Below are 18,499 nucleotides of genomic sequence, written 5' to 3' on the forward strand. Positions count from 1 at the left end.
TTCGTTAGCATAAGGAAGCACCTCCTTCAATTGATACATCTATCGTACCGGAGGTGCCTGGTTATTTATATGCGTTATTTGAATACGGGCTTACAGTTGAACAACTTGGAGAAACATTTTTAATTGCATGATCATACATTGAATTTGCTCCATTCTCTGCCCATTTAATGTACTCAGTGATAAGGTTTTGAACATTCGTTTTAGGAAAATTTTTTGGATCTACGGTAACGAGTTATTTCAAACTATACAAATGTAAATTTGCAGCAATCATAAATGAATTAATCCCTTTATATGATTCTAAGTTCATAAATCTCCTTACCAAATCCGATGCTTGTGGTTCCAACGTTACTTTAATTGTTTCTAAATCATTTTCATGAATTATTAACCCACTTCTAACACTTTCACAGTCAGATACCCATTCATCAATAAATTTTTGTTCTAATGCTTCACCAATCGCGACAACCAAATCTTCTAAAGCTTTTAAATAAATTTTTGGATAATTTACTTCTTGACCAAAGTATTTTTTAAAGACATTTTTCAGAATTTCTTTTCCAACAGCTTTAGCAATTTCTATGGCCGCCTCCTCTACCAATCCTGTCCACTCAATAACTTCAGTTACATTCTTTTCACGTTTAATAATAAACAGCTCCTTATTAAATCCATAATAATTTCTCATTATTATTAGTTGTAAATAAGAAGTTAATACACATTAAAAAGAGCAGTATTACTTACTGAAATGCTTCACCAGATTATTGTTAAGGCTTTTCTTCAATGGTAAATTGCTTAAACATTTGTGAAGCGGAGGAAAACTAATTCCCTCCGCTTCCAGTTATGCACATTAGTCTTACAATATCATCATACTTTGTTAGTAATGAAAATAAAATGAAGTGTTTTTGAAATGGCATATCATTGTTGAAAGCGTAGACCATCTACCCCGAAAATCAGTACTGTCAAGTCCTCATAGGCTTTCTTTGCATCATTGTAAACAGTTCTTTCGGTTAAAAACTGAAATTCGCTAACCTCTGCATGTGTTTTTTTCTCAGGTGAAATATATAAATGATAGATTGTATTGTACCGTCTTGCTTCTTCTTCTGAGGAAGCTTCCTCACACATCTCTTTATATACATTGAGCATACGGTCAATAAATTTAATTAAAGCCAATGTTCTTTTTTTAGATCGTTTGATTGCCTCAACTGCAAATTCATCAGTGTCTAATTCATCCAGAGCTAGTTTGCTATCGATTTTAACAATGTCGTTTCTAACATCAGCAGCATGCTTCACGAAAGAACGATAATTACGCAATAGAAGTTTTACATTTCGAAGTCTGCGATCATGTTTTTGTTTCTCTTTTTGAATTTGCTCCTTTTTATATTGCTCAATAGCAACAACAGAAGCTGTTTGTGAAGCGGTTTGAGAAGCTATTTTTGTAATCAATTCAATTTGTTCTGTTGTTGTTGTTTCTGTCATAGTTTTGCCCCCTATGATATAATCAATTATCTGACTGAACTTAAAAAAGGGCAGGAATCAATTTAGAGCTGTAGTGTCGTCACACACTACAGCTTTTTATTTTTATTAATAAACTACATGCACAAATCCATCTTCTCGAATTTGTACTGGTTGTCCATCTACATCATCAAAATAGACTTTTCCCCAACCTTCGATATATTCCCAGTAACCTAAATTGTATTTGCCACCATAGCGCTTTTGAAAATACTCTCTAGCTTCGATATAGTTTTTAAATTCTGGGAAATTCGCTTCATCTTCACGACTGATAATAAACAATAAATATCCCCACTCTGAAAAATCCTCAGATTACTATAGCGTGTTATAATGCTACGACTTTTTTATTTTTAAATCTATTTCTCAGGCTATAAACTATACAAACATAGCTATCACATCATAATAATAGTAAGGTAAAGCTAATTTAGCCTTACACCTCCTGAATTTTTTACTAAAGGTCACTCCTATCCCAAGTGACCTTTTTTTATTGACTTATCTCACAAAAATATATTTTTTAACGCCTATAACTGAATGGTTTAACACCCCACTCCTCCTCTTCAGCCAACATAATATATAGTGAAAAGGAGGTGTTTTTTATGGGATACTACTGCGGCAACTCCGGTGGCGGATATGGTAATGGTTCAACATTCGTTCTAATTGTCGTTCTTTTTATTCTTTTAATTATTGTCGGCGCTACATTCATGACTGGATATTAACATTTCCGATTTAAGGGTTGCCCCCAGCCTGGTGACCCTTTTTTAGTTCTTTACTCATATTGTTCATTAGTAAGGCCTTTTTATTTTTAAATCTATTTCACAGGCAATTCACTATACATATATAGCTATCACGACATATTAATAGTAATGTAAAGCTAATTTAGCCATACACCTCCGAATCTTGTTACTAAGGGTCACTTCTATACCAAGTGACCCTTTTATAGTTTCTTTACTCAAAAGTACCCTATAGGATTGACTTCGATTTAGAAACAACATGGCTAATTATAAATATTGAAAAAATAATATTTCTATATCTTCACTCCACCTTCCTAATTGTCCAAACAACTGTATTCGATATGAATAAAATATTGTATAGAAAAGGAGGTGAATATAAAAATGGCATCATTTGAAATTGGAGCTAGAAGTCTTTTCAATTTTCGAAACGAACGCTTTTTCCTATTAGTTGAAGATGAAATTACAATTCCAGCTAAAGGTGTGGAGATTGATCCAGTTAATATCTATGAGATTGACCAACAAACTTTCAATTTTATCAGAGATGAAGGAGATACACCTGTGATTCGACCAGTTATTACTCTTCCAACTGTACCACCTGGATTTAAATTAGAAAGAAAATGTATTTTTTCAGTTGATAATGCATACTACGTAATTTATGATTTAGAAAATGGAACAGATAACAATGTTTTATTACGAATTGGTGCATCTTTATTTAACTCCTTGAGAAATTCTGGTGTTCATGAATGTGTTCCTCAAAATTTCATTTAATATAGATGGGTATTGTTATATATCTCCTAAATAGTGGTTTGTTTTTAACAAACTGCTATGCAAAAACAAGCGATCAATTTTATTGGTTGCTTGTTTTTTATTTTGAAGGTATTAACGTATGGTTAACACTTCAAAATCTTAAACGAAACATATTTTCTTTCCTTCTTTCTGACACTATACTCATATTGTTCAGTAGAATGTTAAATCTTCTTCAACATTTCTGAACTTGAGACTTTCACCGTCTTTGGTTGTTAATTTATACTCTTCATATAAATCGAAATCGTTAATAGTCAATCATGTTCATCCTCTCCTGAATTATATTTACAAATGTATTTTCCTAGAGATTTCTAACAAGTCACTTTTTCTATTCTTTTATAACCTAGCAAATAGTCCATTTCTTCAAAAAAAATATAAAACGGCACAGAAAAAGCCGATTTACACATACGTGCTTCGGCTTTCCTTTTTACCTTAATTTTTTTCTAAGTTGCTGGTGGAAAATTACTGCCCTTGTAAATACATTATTGATTCTGAATCTCTTTTATTTCTGCATCGTATTTTTTAAAAATAGTTTCTTTAATTTGTTGATGTTGTAATGCATCTGCATTTAGTTCTCTTTCTTCGCTTGCTGTTCGAGCCTTTATTGTGTTAATTTCATTATTATTACTTAAATTGAAACGACCATTATTCATATTGATTACACCATATTCACCATACGAATTCTTTTTTAAGAATAGTATATAATTATCAGTTCCTATTGCTTTATAATTACTAACCGTTTTTATCTTCTTTACTTTATCCACATCTTCAAAAATAGAGATAGGTTCAATCACACTTATAATTTCACCTTCATTATACTGCTCATCTTCGGGCTGTTTTAAAATCTCTTTAATATTTACTTTAGTTTTTGTAATGCCTTCAATCAAAAATTTAGGTTGATACTCATCTTCAGGAGTTTCGTGATACTTATTAATATGTTCACGATCTTCAAAGTTTTCAGTTGCTTGTGCAATAATAATAAGTTCTGAATTTTGCTCTAATGTATCAAGATTTTCGAAATTTATATAGTTTCCGGTTGAACTAACGATAGGAATCTCATTTATTTTTTCTTCATTTGGAAGTTCATCTATTTTACCTTCCTCTGAGTGCGTTGGTAGATTAGTAGTAAATATTATTAATCCCATAAAAGTAACTACTACTGTTAAAAAAAATAGTTTCTTATTTTTCATGGTATGCCTCCTGTTAACTTAGTAATTTTTCCATTTGTTATATACATTATTCTTATCAAATGTTGTCATTGTTATGTTTCCACTACCACCAGGGATTGCGTACCAACCTATTCTCATTACAGAAGTATCACCTGAGGCCATTTCATGGTCCAATTTCACAGAGTGTCCAATTTCATGTGCTGCATTGCGACTTACGTATGTTTGATTAAAAGGATATTGTTGCTTCATGGTATTATCATACAAGATAACATTGCAAAAATCCCAATATAAATCCGCCCATTCTCCCCTTCCATATGTTGCATAAGTTCCCGATGAATCTGTAACATAAATAGCATTGTATACTTCCCCAACTAGATAGGGTACTGATGAGTTGGAAATAACATATTTATCATTCCACTTTTGATAGCTATCAGATTTTCCAATACCTATTTCAGGACTTTGGTTCCAATAGGTTCTACCATCATTGAAATGAGCAGTATACCCGTATTGCGCTACCGATGGATCATACCAAGCATAATGGAAGCCATTCCCATACCTTGTATTTTCAAAATAATAAGCTGAAACAGTTGCGGTAGTTGAAAAGAATGTAGATAGGAATAACAGAAATACAAAAGTAAATCCTATAGATTTCTTTGTAATAAATTTATACATACAATACACTTCCTTTTGTTATTAAATATTGATGCGATTACCAGAATTTCGAGTGAATATTTTCAATAAAACAACAATTCACCTCACATACTTATTTATAGTTATTCACTCCATATCAGGAAAATACCTCCAAGAAACGAAACCATAATAACATATTTTTCTATTTTTGTAAAAGAATAAATTATATAGGGATAATTCCTTGATATACTCGACCTAAATTACACTAATAGAAATAAATTAAAGTCGATCTCATTGCCTTTTTCGCAACTATTTATACATGCCAACTGAAAATGTAAGTTTCAATTCTCCACCTCTCCTTTCTGAACAATATCTTTCGATTAATCAAAATCACTATCTTGCCATTTAACCCATGAATCAAAACCATGTTTTGCTGGATCGTCCGTTCTTTCTTTATCTTCAATAAGGCCTGCTACTTTTTTGACTTCAAGAATATATACTTGTTCATCACCATTCACAGCTTCTTCTAAAATCCCTTCTTTTGCACTTTCGTATTCTTTTTGAGCTTCTTTATAAGTATCGTGGAAGCTCATTTCATTCATAGATGTATCGTATACAGCAAAGCGACCTGGTTCTAAAATTAAACCGCCTTCGAATGCATTGAAATCATTTGCATATCCTTCACTAAATGCTAATGCGAGAAAACAAAATGTTTCTTCATCACCATATTTATTAATTGCTTCACTTGGTACACCTAAAGCATTTAATTTTTCGTGATTAGCTGCATTATTTTCAACAAGAATATAAGAACTTTCACCACCATTTTGTTCGATCACCTCTAAACTGTTTAGAATGTCTAAGATCGCTTGTTTATCAATTGTTTTCATTTATATTTCCCTCCAAATGTTTTTGATTTTAACCGCACATTTTCTTTCAAATAATCCTCAAAGTGTTCAACTAACTTTAATATCCATATCCTATTTAATAATTTTTTAGTATGTTATATTCATACATAAAGTTTAGGATGATTTAAAATATCACTAAGCTCGACAATTAAATACATTACTACTGAACTTTGGAGGTAGATTACCATGAACGAACAAAATGTAATTGAAATAGCTCCTCTTAAACCTGATGATCGTAGCCGATGGAATGTCTTGGCACGGAGCTATAAAGCATTTTACGAAACTGAGCTCCCAGACAAGAGTTATGACGAAGTTTGGGAATGCTTGCTAAAAGACGATGAAATATTCGGTTTAGGAGCATACCTTCAAGGAAACTTGGTCGGTTTCACCCATTTCCTATTTCATCGCACAATCTGGATGGAAAAAGCATGCTACTTACAAGACATCTTTGTAGATGAAACCGCTCGCGGACATGGTGTTGCTCGTAGACTCATTGAGCAGGTAGCTGAATACGCTCGCGAAAATCAAGCCTCTAAGCTCTATTGGCAAACTAAAGAGGATAATACCACTGCTCGTGTTCTTTATGACAAGATCGCATATCACAAAGGTTTTATACGTTACGATTACCCACTAAATTAGAAAATCTTGGTTTACGGCTACTTAGGTGGCTGTAAACCTTTAATAATATTTCGCTTTTGATCGATTAATCCCACGCACCGTTTCTTTCCATTACTTCTACTATCTCACCAATCCAAGGTTCATCAGTATTGATTACAACATAAGAATTAAACGGCTTCTTACCATTTTTCTCACGTCCAGCCTCAATATTGCCTAGTAACGAATCCAATAATGGTGCCACTTCGTTTAAATCAAACTCAGAATTGTATTTAGCTAAATCAGCTATTTTTATTACTGTATATTTTTGCTCCTTGCCTTCAAGGACTGTACCTTCAAATGCTGGCTCTGTTTTGGTTTGTTTTAAAATAGCTGCTACTTCCTCATTGATTCGTGGATAGCTGTTGTTCATTTGTATTTTCCCTCCTGTTCAATATCTTTCAATTAACCTTAGCTTCCAACATAGACAGCGATTACAGGCTCCCATTCATAATTTTTCATTTCTTGTTTCGCCAATTTTTCTATTTCAGCATCTTCCTCGTCACTCACAACCCTGTTTCCATGCTTCTCGGAATGAATATCTCCTGCAAGAATTTCTAACAAATCTTCGTATTCGTCATTGAAGAAAATTCGGTCATCATAGAGTGTTGTTTCAGTAACCTCGATTCTTTCAATTTTTCCGAGCGTATAAGAATAGTCGCTATTACCCTCTGATGAATACATAACAACTAATCTACGTTCTGGATGTTTCATAACTGCATTAACAAGCTCTTGTTTTTTATCCATGATTGTCCTCCTAAAATAAAGTTAACTGCTCATATTTTTGATTAGATTTGTTCACTGTCTTCGCCTTTTTTGTGACCATTTCAGGCATATCGTTCGCCATATCCGCTTCTTTTAGTACAGGAGCTGAAACAACCTTTTTAATCGCCTGCAGTTCATCACCTACTAAAAGCACGCTACCTATGACCTTTTTATCTACTGGCTGCTCGTTTAGTTGAATTGATATACAGCCATAAAAGTTTTCTATCACTGTTGCCTGTTTACCATTTTCATAATGTTTACGTCTTATGAGTGATTCATCCATAATTTCTACAATGTCACCAACCACAGCCGCTTCTGATTCGCCTAAGTGCTCTATACGTTCAAAGCAACTAGTATTCTTGTAAGAACCAACAGGAGCAACATCAGGCGGGATTTCAAAAACACATCGTAATAGCCGTTTGCTTTCGGAACTGTGATAATGTATTCTTCACCAATTTTATAAAAATGCGAGGGTAGCTTAACGACACGAGCTAGGTATTTCCTTGTTATTTGCGTTGGCACTTCCATAGCAGCATCTACTAACTCAAAGCGGCTCTTTTGATAGGTGCCGAAATGGGCACCAGGATGATGGAATCTGCTTACGTTATAAGCTAATCCCCCATGTGGGAAAAGGAAATATTCTTCCCCCACTTTCAAATTGGTACAAACACCAGCATTAACGCATTTTCCTTTTTTGCGTTGTTTAGTTGGCATCCTGCATCCCCATCTCTTCTTGATTTTCCGCTTCTAGCACGTCATATATAGTGAGCTGATTTTTCAAAAACTCCTCTTCCAAATCATCCAAATGCCGTTGCCAGCATGTGAACCCATATCGTCGTACTATAGATTCACCGCTTTTTAAAGGTCTGTTACATCTTTTACAACGATTCATGATACTTCCCCTTATCATCCGTTAAAATGGTAAATCATCCTCAGATACCTCAATAGGTCCTCTATTGTTTGCAAATGGATCTTCATCTACACGCGTATAATTCGGCTGATTCATAGGAGGCTGATTTTGCTGATAAGCTGTATTGCCGCCAAATGTACCATGCCCAGGCATAGAGCCACCAAATGATTGATTTAGTTGATTATTTCTGTATGCTTGTCCACCATATTGAGGCTGATGTGCATTCGGTTGATTTTGATAATACGGCTGATTGCTTTGAGCTCCACCAGTATTACTACGTGGTTCTAAAAATTGGATGCTATCCGCTACAACGTCAGTGGTATACACCCTTTGACCATTTTGCCCCTCGTAGCTACCTGTTTGGATACGCCCCTCTAAACCAATTAATGCGCCTTTACGTTGATAGTTTGCTAGATTTTCAGCTTGTTTACGCCATGCTACACAGCTAATAAAATCAGCATCACGTTCTCCCTGTTCATTAGAAAATGTGCGATTGACTGCAACTGTGAAGCGGCATGATGCAATACCGTTTGGTGTGTAACGTAGTTCAGGATCTTTAGTAAGCCGACCAACTAAAACAGTACGATTTATCATTTGTTTGAATCCTCCCTTTTTGTTGCAATGCCAGCATGTACGTTATTCTCTAAGTATCTAAGTTGTTGCATAACATAATGTGGGCATCGCTGTCACTTAATCGCTTTTGTACGTCTTGTAGGACTGGAAGCGGGAACTCATACTCACTTTTGAGTTTGTTGATGCGATCTGCTACTTGCTCATTGGTAATCACACTCTAACCTCCCTACATAGACCTATAACTGCAATAAAATCACCAGGTAAAAACTCAATTTTTTTGATGGTTGTAATACGTGCTGAGCTTTCCTCAAACTCAATTTTTTCACCCACCTGAACAGTTCGAGGTTTTGTAACAATACGGAATGGTACGGATTTAACTAGAGCCACTACTCATTCCCCTTTTTAGTTATCGCTTTTAGCAAAGCTATGTCGGTAAGCTTGTCCACCGATTGACCTTTAGCTTGTAGCGCTTTTATTAAATAATTGCGGATTTTTTGATGTCTGCTCATTGTCATTCCGCCTTTCCTAGCATGGCTAGTATTTTCTGTCGCTCTGCTTCAAAGTCCATTGGAGGTAAGTCTGATTCGGTTGTTTCAGGTGGTGTAAGAGAATTATCTTTATGTCGATCTTTAAACCAATCAGGAACCCTCTCTTCTCGACCTTGGCGGTAAATCCCCTTTGAACTCAATCTTGCCTGTTCAGCTTTGGCTTTCTCTGAATCTCCTTTAATTTGCCGGATAAGGGTTGTTGCTTTTTCACGTAATTTCTTCGTGGAAAGGATATTGGATTTCCAAAATGTATTAGACGTCGTACTCGGCTTAAAGGAAGCTGCAAAGGGCTTTTAATTAGCGGTATGGAAATTTGATAGAGGTTTGGAAAAGTAAACATAGGTGCTAGCATTTTACGAAAGTAAGATGTCGGCGCCTATGTTTTTTGAACTGAAGCTAGTTATGTTGTAGCTAAAATAGTCCCCAAAGCGTCGTTTTGGAAGACTTTTCACTTAGCGTTGTAAATCTGCATTTTTCTGATGCTACCCCATTTTGTGTAAAACATGTCCCATTTCATCTATCCAATTTTTTCCACCATATACTACAAAGGTTGTTTCATTACCTTTCGCATCTAAAGTTGAATGTAGAATAGAGACATGGACATAGCCCGGTTAAGTAAGTAATATTATAACCAAGAGAGGACGTGCCTTTTTTATGAGTCAAAAACGATACAATCAAGAATTTAAACAAACTGTAGTAGAGCTATATCGCTCTGGTACTACGGTCAGTCAACTGTCTAGCGAATATGGCGTTTCTGAAGTAACTATTTATAAATGGATTAAGTTACATTCTCCAATAGAAGGTGTAGAAGAATTAACTGCAACGGAAGTTTCTTCGATCCAAAAAGAAAATTTTCGGTTAAAGCAGGAGATTGAAATCTTAAAAAAGGCTATGACCATATTCGCGAAAAAGTAACAGAACAAGAACTCATTGACCATATTGAAAACGAAAGCGAACATTATCCTATTCATTCAATTAATGTGTCGCATTTTAAAGGTACCCAAAAGTACGTATTATCAGTCTTTCCACAAGAAACCAAGCGTGTACAGTGAAATCGCTGGATGACAGAAAGAACCTCTCAGGTAAGAAGTGAAATCGCTCGGCTTGCTTATCGGCTTACGACCTCCAACCATTTCGCCCACCTTCATTTGTAGCATCTACCTTGTTTCTAAATTTTGGACAGACTTTTTTACTCAGCTCTTCACCTGTTATGCTGAGTGTTTTTAAATGTGAATTTTTATTATTTATCACTTTGCATTTTTATTAAAATCCAATAATTTCACTTTAAATCTCAATAACATATAAATTTATTATTTAGTGACAACAATAGGTATTGTTGATATATTAATTACATATATAGAAAGGAGATGTTGTCATGAAAGGTCTCTCGATTACATCACTTTTACTTAGTATTATTTTTTTCTTCATGGGATTTTATAGATTATTTTTCTATTCAAACCCTGAATCCAGGGTACTTAAATCACGCAATGCATGGGTTGGTGGAGATGCTTATAATTACATAATTAACGGTACTCAAGCGACTGCATACTTTGTATTATTTGCTGCTTTTTTTATAGCATTTGTATTAATAAAAATCGCCTTACACCTGCAAGACACTATAGAGTCATCGCATAGAGAGGCGAGTAAAGAAATAGATGAATATGAAATTATTAACACTAAAGAATAATAAATACATTTAATATTTTTTACGTTAGACCAGGACCATATTTATGAACCTGTTTTTTTGTGTTTAAGGATATAATTTTACTTTCTACTGTTGTTCTATCCTCAAAGTGTTCAGTAAATGAATCAAGTCATAGTACTAAAAACTCTATAGATTGTTAAAACTCTAAAATGCAAATTGTCATTTTCCTTCTATATCAAACCTAAAACTGAATGTTATACTATTCTAAAAAAATATGATTAAGGGGATGAAAAGTGAATGATTGGTGCTAAGACCATATTGTTAGATCAACTTCTAGCTAATGCTAATGATCGTAGTTGGTATATCTCATTCTATGAAGTAGCTGATGGATTAACGGAAGAAGAAGCTTTTTGGAAACCTGATGATTCAAGTCATAGTATTGCTGAAATTGTCCAACATCTAATTTATTGGAATGAAACTTGGCAATTACGGTATAAAGAAAATCATGTTAATGCCAGTTCACAAACCAATAACAATGCTGATACTTTTCATGTTAGAGATGAGGATACTTTCTTTGAATTAAAGGAAAAGCTGTTAAAAATACTACTTCAATGGCAGGAGCTTATTGAGGAAGAACAACTTTTATCGATTGTAAATGGATATCCTGTGAAGGCTGAATGGTGGGCAATCATATCTAATGCTGCAACTCATAATGCTTACCATATTGGACAACAAGCATATATTCGTAAAATGGAGAAATAGAAATTTGTTAGACCTTTGGAGATATACGGAAATCTTTACTGTATTTTCAAAAACTAGTCCTTCTTTTTAAAAATGCTCCTTCCCTTATTGCGTATAAATACACAATCTTCCCACTGTACGTTATTCCTATTCCCCTTTTATTGGAAATTATGTATACTTAAAATATAATTAGTTGCCTCTGTAGCTATAGAAGGGAAGAGCGCCGGAAAACAGGGTCGCAAGGCAAGGGTTTCAGAAGCACCGAAAAGCAAATGAGCTGAGGCAGGTGAAAGTCCGTAGGGAAGCGTGTTCCCCCTAGCCTATGCTTACGAAAGGAGTACGGGTTCGAATCCCGTCAGAGGCATATGCAAACTGATGTCTTTATACTATTCTTTAAATCCTCCAAATGTAATTCTGAATAAAACCTTCTGTTAACCCCTATTCTATAGAGAATTATTATTTATTTAAAAATAAATAAGACCAGGCTCAATAAAATCGAGTACCTGGCCCTTCTTGCTTTGTTGTAGAAATAGGAATTGAAAAGACATTTTTAGCATATCATAGCAGCCTGAACAATTTCTGAACACTAAGGATTTATTGTTAAGATACATGTTTGTCTCATCCGTTACCCATCTTCCTACAAAAATAAACGGTTGCCTATTGGTTTGCAATAGGTAATTGTAGTAAATCATCTACAAATTTATCAAGCGTAATCATTTGACTGGCATAGTCATAGTTCATGATAGTGTCTTTGACTGAATAATAATAAACATTTTCTTTTTGTACCGAAGGGATACTGTTCCAAAGTGGAATATCTTTTAATTTTTGTTCCAATGTCTCTAAAGACTCTTCAAAATTTGTATATGCGATGATGTCTGCATCAGCTAAGTATTCTGGTAACAATCCTAATGAGATAGAAGCACTATAGCATCAATGCTAAATGTGTATAGAAGTAAAAACGTATGTTAACTTTTTTGAAGGTCTTTCATCAATAATTTTAACTCTTCTGAGTCTATTTTATTAATATGATTCAAATTCATTATTTGTTCCATTGCATTTATTTTATTTTCAAATGCCGTTGTAAGCTGATTATGATTGTTTTTCATCATGCTTCCTGGATCTAGCTCTTTTAATTTCCTCTTTGCTTTTCGAAGAATTTCTAAACCATCCTCTAAACGCTTTGTAGTTGAACCACTTTCATCAGTATTATCACTATTAAAATTCCTAAAAAAATCTAATGTTTCTTTTAATATTTCATTCACTTGCTCTATATAGTCATGCAATGTAACATCCTCCAATCTACCTATATCATAGGATAAATAGGATGTTTTGTCATTTCAAAAAATGATTTACATATTAGTAGTCTAAAATCCTCAATTATACTCTGTACAAGTAATCATTTTAACATTCTCTTCTGTTTGTAGTTATTGAAAAAGACTGCTCTCAAAGGTTATTTATACAAACCAAAGAGACAGCCTTTAAAACTTAGTCTAAGCTTTATTTTGTAGAGATGCCACCCAGTTATTTGTATCAGCAATCGTTGGATTAGCAAGGTAATGCCCACCTTCTATTTGAAGGGTTTGACCAGTCATAAATTTCGATTCATCAGAAGCTAGGAATAAAACTGCATGTCCGATATCATCTGCTTCACCGTGATATGGTAATGCATTAAATTTTGAATAAATATCGAGCATCTCTTGTGGTATATTACTTTTGGTGTTAAATGGAGGAGGCACCTAACAAAAACGAGCCAACTCATTACTATCTCAGTAATTTCACCACAAATAGATTAACATTAAACTATTTATTTTTAAACTAAATAATCTTGAAGAAAATCTTGACATAGTATGACGTTCGATATGTGCTTATGTCTAACTGTTTAATATTTATTAGTATAACTTTTTGGTTTGCAGTAAATAGTAATAGTGGTGCAAACACACCTATAAACTACGATGGAGGGATATTTTATGAATAACATTCGTGAAGGATTAATCCCAACAATTTTAGGATCTGCTGTTACTGCTACTGGCTATGCATTAAAGCAAAAAAGTGGTTCTAACAAAATGATTGCCAATACTGTATTCGGTTTCGGTTTAGCGCATATTGTATTAGGTACAATAGATCTTATTGAACATCGTCGTTAAGAGGAGGAGAGCTCATTTTCGGGCTCTCTTTTTAATTACAAGTAGAAAAAGTCTCTGTTAAAAATGGAAGGTTAGGATTCATCTATTTTTTTCCTATCCATCTCCTTAAGTTTATTATTGCGTAAAAATTATGGATTATTATATTTTAAAACTATACATCTCCTTTATTTTCCAATAAAATAAAGGAATAGCTTTAAAATATTAGGAGATGCTGAAATGAAAAATTATCCCAATTGTGATCTTATCGAATAAGAGATATCCATTAAATTAAGTGAGAGAGAAAAATATAGTCTTAACGCTACTCATGAGGATAAAAAATTTATTCAAAAAAAATAATTCAGTATATAGATTGTACTGTCACCATTAAAAATACGAATTCTGAAACAATTATTTGTACGTTTTAACCAAAGAAAAAAAGACTAGTTACAGATAATCTTGATATTATTGAATTTCTTATTATTCATGAATAATAAAGCAGACTTAGAATCGTATTAATAAATCTATGAATGAGGAAAAATATATGATAAATCCAATTACTTCTACAATCGTCTTTTTTTCATATTTAATACTATTTATTATTTTGAGAATTGTTTTCTTTAATTTTGCTTTCAAAACACATAAACGACCACTTTCAATGTTTTATGATACGACGCTTGTTATCGCAACGACAATTTGGTTAATTACTATTAGAGAAATCATTTGGTTTAATTACGAATCATCAATACTTTGGCTAGGTGTAATACTTTATGTAGTAGCTATTTGTGATTTTGGCTATAATATTTATCAATTTAAAAATATAAAGCATTCAACTAATTGATTTCGTTGAATGCTTTCAAAGGTTACTCTAGATGTCTAAAGGGATCTTTCAGTACACTTATTTTACTTCTTCCATAAACGTTCTAAGATTTTCAACTATTTCTTTAGATCTGGTATGGTGTAAATAGTGATCTCCCTCAAGTGTCATCACTTTTCCATGTACTGAGTGTTTGACTTGCTCTTCATGAAGATTTATCCAATTTTCAACTGTTTCATCTTCTGTCACAAATAAAATAAGCGGTAGCTCTTTAGGAAATGTTAGATTTTCTGCTGCTGTAAAGTTTCTATAAAAGTTTTTCATTTCATTGGAGGTGCTAGTATTATAAAAGTTTTTTAGAGTAATCATCCTTATTTGCTCTTTTGTCTCGTCATCATAAGGTAGTCCTGCATATGGATCTGCATCTTCTATTTTCATTATCAATCTACCTATCCCTGATTTTTTAAGAATTTGAAATGTTTTTATAGGAAACTTCGTATCCATGCCACCCTGTGTTGGTACACTGCTGTCGATACCAACAAATGCACTGACCTCGTTTGGATATTTATTTACATAATCTAACCCGTAAATACCTGTAATGGAATGACCCATGAGAATATATTGGTCAATATTCAATTGTTGTAGGACTTCATGAATTTCACTTACAATATTGTCTGTGCTTCTTTCTGTATCTGTATCATCACTTAATCCATATCCAAAAGGCTCAATTATGACGACCTTATAATATGGAGCTAGCTCTTTCACAAGCGGCTTAAAATCAAGTGCTGGGGCCGCTGTTCCAAAACCTGGTAGTAGCACCACTGTTTCTTCGCCATCTCCTTGAATTGTGACATTCATATTTTGTCCGTTTACGGATACAAGCTGACCATAGGATTCTATTTTTCCTTGTTCTATTTTGTTGCATACAATGTTTACGATAAATACAATCGCTAGTGCAAGGACAATTGCCACAGCTATTATGCCAATTGATTTAAGTATAATTTTTAATACTTTATTCATCTGTAGACACGAGAGGTTAGAACACCGTTGAGGTCGTTTTTCACCTGTACTCGTGCTTTCCCTCCTTTTCATAACACCTTGATGATTTCTGTTGGCTTATTCCAGCTTCTTTATAGGCTGCTAATGAAAGTGTATATGTTGAAGATATATTCTCTATGACAACAATATGAACGCAATATGAACTATAAAAAAATGTTACAACTTATGTTCACAAGTCGTAACATTTAGAATTGGTTTTAATTTGTTGGTGCTATGATAGGTAATGTGACAATGAAAGTCGTGCCTTGCCCAAGCTGGCTTTGCACTTGGATGTCTCCTTGATGAAGCGATACAATCTGTTTCACAATAGCCAGTCCCATACCACTTCCGTCATATTTACGGCTATGGGAGCGATCAGCCTTAAAAAAACGCTCGAATATACGCTTTTGATCCTCTAAAGAAATTCCAATACCCATATCAGCTACTCGGACTATTACGTTATTGGCCTCTTGTTTGATACTGACATCAATCATATCACCGTCATTTGAAAATTTGATGCTATTGGTAAAAATATTTGTCCATACCTGATTTAATTGATCATAATCAGCCATTAGGTGAACAGCCTGTAAATTGACATTAAAATGGATGTTTCGAGCAGACCATTGCGGCTGAATTGCGATGATAACACGCCTAATTTGTTCATCAAGGCTAAATGTAACAAGCTGTAATTGCTGTGCCTTTGATTCAAGCAAACTCAGCTTTAGTAGACTATCACTCATCTTGGACATTCGATTGGCTTCAGCAATGATAATATCGAGATAACGGCTTTTCTCGTCTTCAGAGAGGTCGACTTGCTTCAGTGCTATAGCATAACCGGATATTGAAGTAAGTGGCGACTGTACTTCATGAGAGACGTTGGATACGAAATCTCTTCGCATCTGCTCAAGCTGCTGTAAATCGTGTGCCATTTCTTCAAAGCTCCGAGCCAAGGTACCTAACTCACCCGTTTGCTTAATATTCAGCTCGACATTGAAATCTCCTCCTGCTATATGCCTAGTAGCTTTTGTTAATTTTTTGATTGGCTTTACAAAAAACATCGCCGCTACTAAAAACACTAGGCTTCCTAATACAAGGGCATATGTTGAAAAATTCAATATCAATTTTATTGCAAACGAGGTAGAAGGTAAGGAGATTGGTTCTACAAACATCGCTTTGGTACCCATTTCAGTTGTTAAAGGCATTCCTAAGAGAGTAGATGAAACACCACTTGACTCCACTTGAACAACCTCTCCAGCCAAAACTTTTCTGACCTGTTCATTTGTCACATCTGCAAATTTATCGCCGTTCAACTCTCCGTAACTTTGAAACTGCCCCGTTTCTTCATAAATGCGTATATGATAGGATTGGAGCTGATTCATTTCACTTACGAATGTCACCGCTTCATTATATGGTAATGTATCAAAAATCAGCACGATGTCCTGTCCAAAGTTCAGTAAGGGGATTTGCAAGTTTTCGTTCAATTTATCTTTGAACACCCATGTTGCCACGAAAAAGGAAATGATTGTACCTCCAATTACGGCAACTAAGAATGTTACTACGACACGTGTATATAAAGATCGAATCATTCATAAACCTCAAGCCGATAGCCAAGCCCACGTACCGTCTCTATTTGAAATTCTGTTGAAGTTATGAACCTCTCCCTTAGGCGCTTTATATGTACATCGATAGTTCGGTTATCTCCTGCAAAATCAAGCCCCCAAACCTGATCAATTAGCTGCTCCCGTGTATAGACCTGTCCTGGTGTTTCAGCAAGCTTATAAAGCAATTCAAACTCTTTGAGCGGCAGCGAAATAGATTCGACTCCTCTCATAACCTTATATGTTTGACGGTCAAGTGTAATAGTACCAAGCTTAATTGTCTGTGTGGAGCCAATTTTATAGCGCTTCAGCAATGCCTTTATACGAACCGTTAACTCTAGCGGATCAAATGGCTTTGTCAAATAATCATCCGTTCCAAGTTCGAAGCCCTTCACTTTCTCCCATGTTTCACCTCTTGCAGTCAGCATAAGTAACGGGAGTTCAGTATTTGCTCTACGTAGCTCCTTACATAAAGTCCACCCATCCATCGTCGGCATCATAATATCAAGCACAACAAGATCAACATGTGTTGCGTGATAAATGGACAGTGCTTCCTTCCCATCCTTTGCTTCAATTGTTGTGAATCCATCTTTGCGCAAAAATAGGCAGACGAGTTCGCGAATGTTCGCATCGTCGTCAGCAACAAGTATAGTAGGCATTCGTTTCCTCTTTTCCATTCTAGATTTACGTTACAATTATACAATATATTTAATTCTATTACATTTTGGAGCTCGTATCCGTTAGCAGCATAATCTTTTCATAAAAAAAGACTGTAAACAAACATAAGTTCATCTACAATCTCAGTATTATCCTTCGTTTTCAAATCTCTATTTATACAATTCCTTATAAACGATTACTTTTAAAGCCATTATCTCTTCCTCTGTTAATTTCCCTTGAACTTCTTGAAGAACCTCATCCTTCGTCATTGAACCATTTTGTACTTTTTCTCGGATAGTATTCAGCTCCGAGATTCCCACTTTTTGAATTAAGACTTTGGTAGCCTCTTCTTTTGTTGTAAATGGCAATTTGCTGCTGTCAGCCGTTTTTGCCTCCTCCATAAACGACTTTAGTTCAGGATCACTTTCAATCGTTTGCTTAATTTCTTCGATTTCACCACTATTCTCTAATTCTGTTGAAATCGTCTCAGCTATTTTATCGGAGGCAAACTTCGTACCGTAGTGATACACTCCGTAACCAACAACGCCTAGGAAAATTAAAAATATTAGCAGGAATTTAATGAATCTCATATTCTCACACTCCCTCTATAAATGTTGATATATCAATGGTTCACGCCACTTTTACGTGTCAAAAAAATTTTTTTCGACACATCCATCTATCGTTATTTTGTATT

The 18,499-nt window shown here is 34.4% G+C and carries 30 protein-coding genes and 1 pseudogene; 8 read left to right on the forward strand and 23 right to left on the reverse strand.

Annotated elements, in window-relative coordinates:
- Positions 1-232: 232 nt before the first annotated feature.
- From ACQKIM_RS25575 to ACQKIM_RS25585, 3 genes are all read right to left on the reverse strand, one after another.
- Entirely contained in the window at positions 233-676 is a 444-nt protein-coding gene (locus ACQKIM_RS25575) for a hypothetical protein (protein WP_427549260.1), read from the reverse strand.
- 230 nt (positions 677-906) lie between these two features.
- Positions 907-1,467 (reverse strand): hypothetical protein, encoded by a 561-nt coding sequence (locus ACQKIM_RS25580; RefSeq protein WP_427549261.1) that lies wholly within the window; start codon positions 1,465-1,467, stop codon positions 907-909.
- Positions 1,468-1,572: 105 nt separating this feature from the next.
- Positions 1,573-1,782, reverse strand: a complete 210-nt coding sequence (locus tag ACQKIM_RS25585) for a hypothetical protein (RefSeq protein ID WP_427549263.1) — start codon at positions 1,780-1,782, stop codon at positions 1,573-1,575.
- Positions 1,783-2,096: 314 nt separating this feature from the next.
- Between ACQKIM_RS25585 and ACQKIM_RS25590 the strand changes: the two genes are divergently transcribed.
- A complete protein-coding gene (locus ACQKIM_RS25590; RefSeq protein WP_427548059.1) occupies positions 2,097-2,216 on the forward strand; it encodes a YjcZ family sporulation protein in 120 nt (39 codons plus the stop codon).
- Between the two features lie 396 nt (positions 2,217-2,612).
- Positions 2,613-2,999: a spore coat protein gene (locus ACQKIM_RS25595; RefSeq protein ID WP_427549265.1), complete on the forward strand. Its 387-nt coding sequence runs from the start codon at positions 2,613-2,615 to the stop codon at positions 2,997-2,999.
- A gap of 518 nt (positions 3,000-3,517) precedes the next feature.
- Here the strand turns inward: ACQKIM_RS25595 and ACQKIM_RS25600 are convergent.
- The 3 genes from ACQKIM_RS25600 to ACQKIM_RS25610 form a co-directional block, all read right to left on the reverse strand.
- Complete coding sequence (locus ACQKIM_RS25600) at positions 3,518-4,225, reverse strand: hypothetical protein (protein WP_427549267.1); 708 nt, start codon at positions 4,223-4,225, stop codon at positions 3,518-3,520.
- Positions 4,226-4,243: 18 nt separating this feature from the next.
- Positions 4,244-4,876, reverse strand: a complete 633-nt coding sequence (locus tag ACQKIM_RS25605; RefSeq protein WP_427549268.1) for a hypothetical protein — start codon at positions 4,874-4,876, stop codon at positions 4,244-4,246.
- A gap of 338 nt (positions 4,877-5,214) precedes the next feature.
- Complete coding sequence (locus tag ACQKIM_RS25610) at positions 5,215-5,721, reverse strand: hypothetical protein (protein ID WP_427549270.1); 507 nt, start codon at positions 5,719-5,721, stop codon at positions 5,215-5,217.
- A gap of 204 nt (positions 5,722-5,925) precedes the next feature.
- Between ACQKIM_RS25610 and ACQKIM_RS25615 the strand changes: the two genes are divergently transcribed.
- A complete protein-coding gene (locus ACQKIM_RS25615; protein ID WP_427549272.1) occupies positions 5,926-6,378 on the forward strand; it encodes a GNAT family N-acetyltransferase in 453 nt (150 codons plus the stop codon).
- A 64-nt stretch (positions 6,379-6,442) separates the two neighbouring features.
- Here the strand turns inward: ACQKIM_RS25615 and ACQKIM_RS25620 are convergent, their stop codons facing one another.
- Genes ACQKIM_RS25620 through ACQKIM_RS25665 form a run of 10 tightly spaced genes read right to left on the reverse strand, consistent with a single transcriptional unit; the run spans position 6,443 to position 9,329 of the window.
- Complete coding sequence (locus ACQKIM_RS25620; protein ID WP_427549274.1) at positions 6,443-6,766, reverse strand: hypothetical protein; 324 nt, start codon at positions 6,764-6,766, stop codon at positions 6,443-6,445.
- 38 nt (positions 6,767-6,804) lie between these two features.
- Positions 6,805-7,140: a hypothetical protein gene (locus ACQKIM_RS25625; protein WP_427549276.1), complete on the reverse strand. Its 336-nt coding sequence runs from the start codon at positions 7,138-7,140 to the stop codon at positions 6,805-6,807.
- Between the two features lie 10 nt (positions 7,141-7,150).
- On the reverse strand, positions 7,151-7,465 hold the full coding sequence (locus ACQKIM_RS25630; protein WP_427549277.1) for a hypothetical protein: 315 nt from the start codon (positions 7,463-7,465) through the stop codon (positions 7,151-7,153).
- 26 nt (positions 7,466-7,491) lie between these two features.
- On the reverse strand, positions 7,492-7,872 hold the full coding sequence (locus ACQKIM_RS25635; RefSeq protein ID WP_427549279.1) for a hypothetical protein: 381 nt from the start codon (positions 7,870-7,872) through the stop codon (positions 7,492-7,494).
- Entirely contained in the window at positions 7,862-8,050 is a 189-nt protein-coding gene (locus ACQKIM_RS25640) for a DUF6011 domain-containing protein (RefSeq protein WP_427549280.1), read from the reverse strand. Before ACQKIM_RS25640 ends, ACQKIM_RS25635 begins: the two co-directional genes overlap by 11 nt.
- A 21-nt stretch (positions 8,051-8,071) precedes the next feature.
- Positions 8,072-8,662 (reverse strand): single-stranded DNA-binding protein, encoded by a 591-nt coding sequence (ssb, locus tag ACQKIM_RS25645; RefSeq protein ID WP_427549281.1) that lies wholly within the window; start codon positions 8,660-8,662, stop codon positions 8,072-8,074.
- 49 nt (positions 8,663-8,711) lie between these two features.
- Positions 8,712-8,855: a DUF6877 family protein gene (locus ACQKIM_RS25650; RefSeq protein ID WP_427549282.1), complete on the reverse strand. Its 144-nt coding sequence runs from the start codon at positions 8,853-8,855 to the stop codon at positions 8,712-8,714.
- Positions 8,852-9,028 carry a hypothetical protein gene (locus ACQKIM_RS25655; RefSeq protein WP_427549283.1) on the reverse strand — a complete coding sequence of 59 codons (177 nt, stop codon included), beginning with the start codon at positions 9,026-9,028 and terminating at the stop codon, positions 8,852-8,854. Before ACQKIM_RS25655 ends, ACQKIM_RS25650 begins: the two co-directional genes overlap by 4 nt.
- A complete protein-coding gene (locus tag ACQKIM_RS25660; RefSeq protein ID WP_427549285.1) occupies positions 9,028-9,150 on the reverse strand; it encodes a hypothetical protein in 123 nt (40 codons plus the stop codon). The genes ACQKIM_RS25655 and ACQKIM_RS25660 overlap by 1 nt, the downstream gene beginning before the upstream one ends.
- A gap of 2 nt (positions 9,151-9,152) precedes the next feature.
- Positions 9,153-9,329: a hypothetical protein gene (locus ACQKIM_RS25665; protein ID WP_427549287.1), complete on the reverse strand. Its 177-nt coding sequence runs from the start codon at positions 9,327-9,329 to the stop codon at positions 9,153-9,155.
- A gap of 514 nt (positions 9,330-9,843) precedes the next feature.
- On the opposite strand from ACQKIM_RS25665, the gene ACQKIM_RS25670 reads away from it, so the two are divergent.
- The 3 genes from ACQKIM_RS25670 (at position 9,844) to ACQKIM_RS25680 (ending at position 11,596) form a co-directional block, all read left to right on the forward strand.
- Positions 9,844-10,104, forward strand: a complete 261-nt coding sequence (locus tag ACQKIM_RS25670; RefSeq protein ID WP_427549288.1) for a transposase — start codon at positions 9,844-9,846, stop codon at positions 10,102-10,104.
- A 460-nt stretch (positions 10,105-10,564) separates the two neighbouring features.
- Entirely contained in the window at positions 10,565-10,876 is a 312-nt protein-coding gene (locus ACQKIM_RS25675) for a hypothetical protein (protein WP_427549290.1), read from the forward strand.
- 255 nt (positions 10,877-11,131) lie between these two features.
- The gene (locus tag ACQKIM_RS25680; protein ID WP_427549292.1) at positions 11,132-11,596 is read left to right on the forward strand and encodes a DinB family protein; all 465 of its coding nucleotides are present in this window, start codon (positions 11,132-11,134) and stop codon (positions 11,594-11,596) included.
- A 636-nt stretch (positions 11,597-12,232) separates the two neighbouring features.
- Here ACQKIM_RS25680 and ACQKIM_RS25685 read toward each other — a convergent pair.
- From ACQKIM_RS25685 to ACQKIM_RS25695, 3 genes and pseudogenes are all read right to left on the reverse strand, one after another.
- A complete protein-coding gene (locus ACQKIM_RS25685; RefSeq protein WP_427549294.1) occupies positions 12,233-12,409 on the reverse strand; it encodes a hypothetical protein in 177 nt (58 codons plus the stop codon).
- Between the two features lie 131 nt (positions 12,410-12,540).
- The gene (locus tag ACQKIM_RS25690; protein WP_427549295.1) at positions 12,541-12,858 is read right to left on the reverse strand and encodes a hypothetical protein; all 318 of its coding nucleotides are present in this window, start codon (positions 12,856-12,858) and stop codon (positions 12,541-12,543) included.
- A gap of 207 nt (positions 12,859-13,065) precedes the next feature.
- Positions 13,066-13,290: pseudogene (locus ACQKIM_RS25695) on the reverse strand (SDR family oxidoreductase); the annotation flags it as partial.
- A gap of 252 nt (positions 13,291-13,542) precedes the next feature.
- Between ACQKIM_RS25695 and ACQKIM_RS25700 the strand changes: the two are divergent.
- Both ACQKIM_RS25700 and ACQKIM_RS25705 read left to right on the forward strand, forming a co-directional pair.
- Positions 13,543-13,719 (forward strand): asparagine synthase, encoded by a 177-nt coding sequence (locus ACQKIM_RS25700; RefSeq protein ID WP_427549297.1) that lies wholly within the window; start codon positions 13,543-13,545, stop codon positions 13,717-13,719.
- 520 nt (positions 13,720-14,239) lie between these two features.
- A complete protein-coding gene (locus ACQKIM_RS25705) occupies positions 14,240-14,536 on the forward strand; it encodes a hypothetical protein (protein WP_427549298.1) in 297 nt (98 codons plus the stop codon).
- A 57-nt stretch (positions 14,537-14,593) separates the two neighbouring features.
- Here the strand turns inward: ACQKIM_RS25705 and ACQKIM_RS25710 are convergent, their stop codons facing one another.
- The 4 genes from ACQKIM_RS25710 to ACQKIM_RS25725 form a co-directional block, all read right to left on the reverse strand.
- Positions 14,594-15,532, reverse strand: a complete 939-nt coding sequence (locus ACQKIM_RS25710; RefSeq protein ID WP_427549300.1) for an alpha/beta fold hydrolase — start codon at positions 15,530-15,532, stop codon at positions 14,594-14,596.
- Positions 15,533-15,768: 236 nt separating this feature from the next.
- A complete protein-coding gene (locus tag ACQKIM_RS25715; RefSeq protein WP_427549302.1) occupies positions 15,769-17,136 on the reverse strand; it encodes a sensor histidine kinase in 1,368 nt (455 codons plus the stop codon).
- Positions 17,133-17,807 carry a response regulator transcription factor gene (locus ACQKIM_RS25720; RefSeq protein ID WP_427549304.1) on the reverse strand — a complete coding sequence of 225 codons (675 nt, stop codon included), beginning with the start codon at positions 17,805-17,807 and terminating at the stop codon, positions 17,133-17,135. Before ACQKIM_RS25720 ends, ACQKIM_RS25715 begins: the two co-directional genes overlap by 4 nt.
- Before the next feature lie 168 nt (positions 17,808-17,975).
- On the reverse strand, positions 17,976-18,395 hold the full coding sequence (locus ACQKIM_RS25725) for a hypothetical protein (protein WP_427549306.1): 420 nt from the start codon (positions 18,393-18,395) through the stop codon (positions 17,976-17,978).
- Between the last annotated feature and the right edge of the window lie 104 nt (positions 18,396-18,499).

This window comes from Lysinibacillus sp. NPDC047702 (assembly GCF_050272555.1).
Taxonomy (GTDB): Bacteria; Bacillota; Bacilli; order Bacillales_A; family Planococcaceae; genus Lysinibacillus.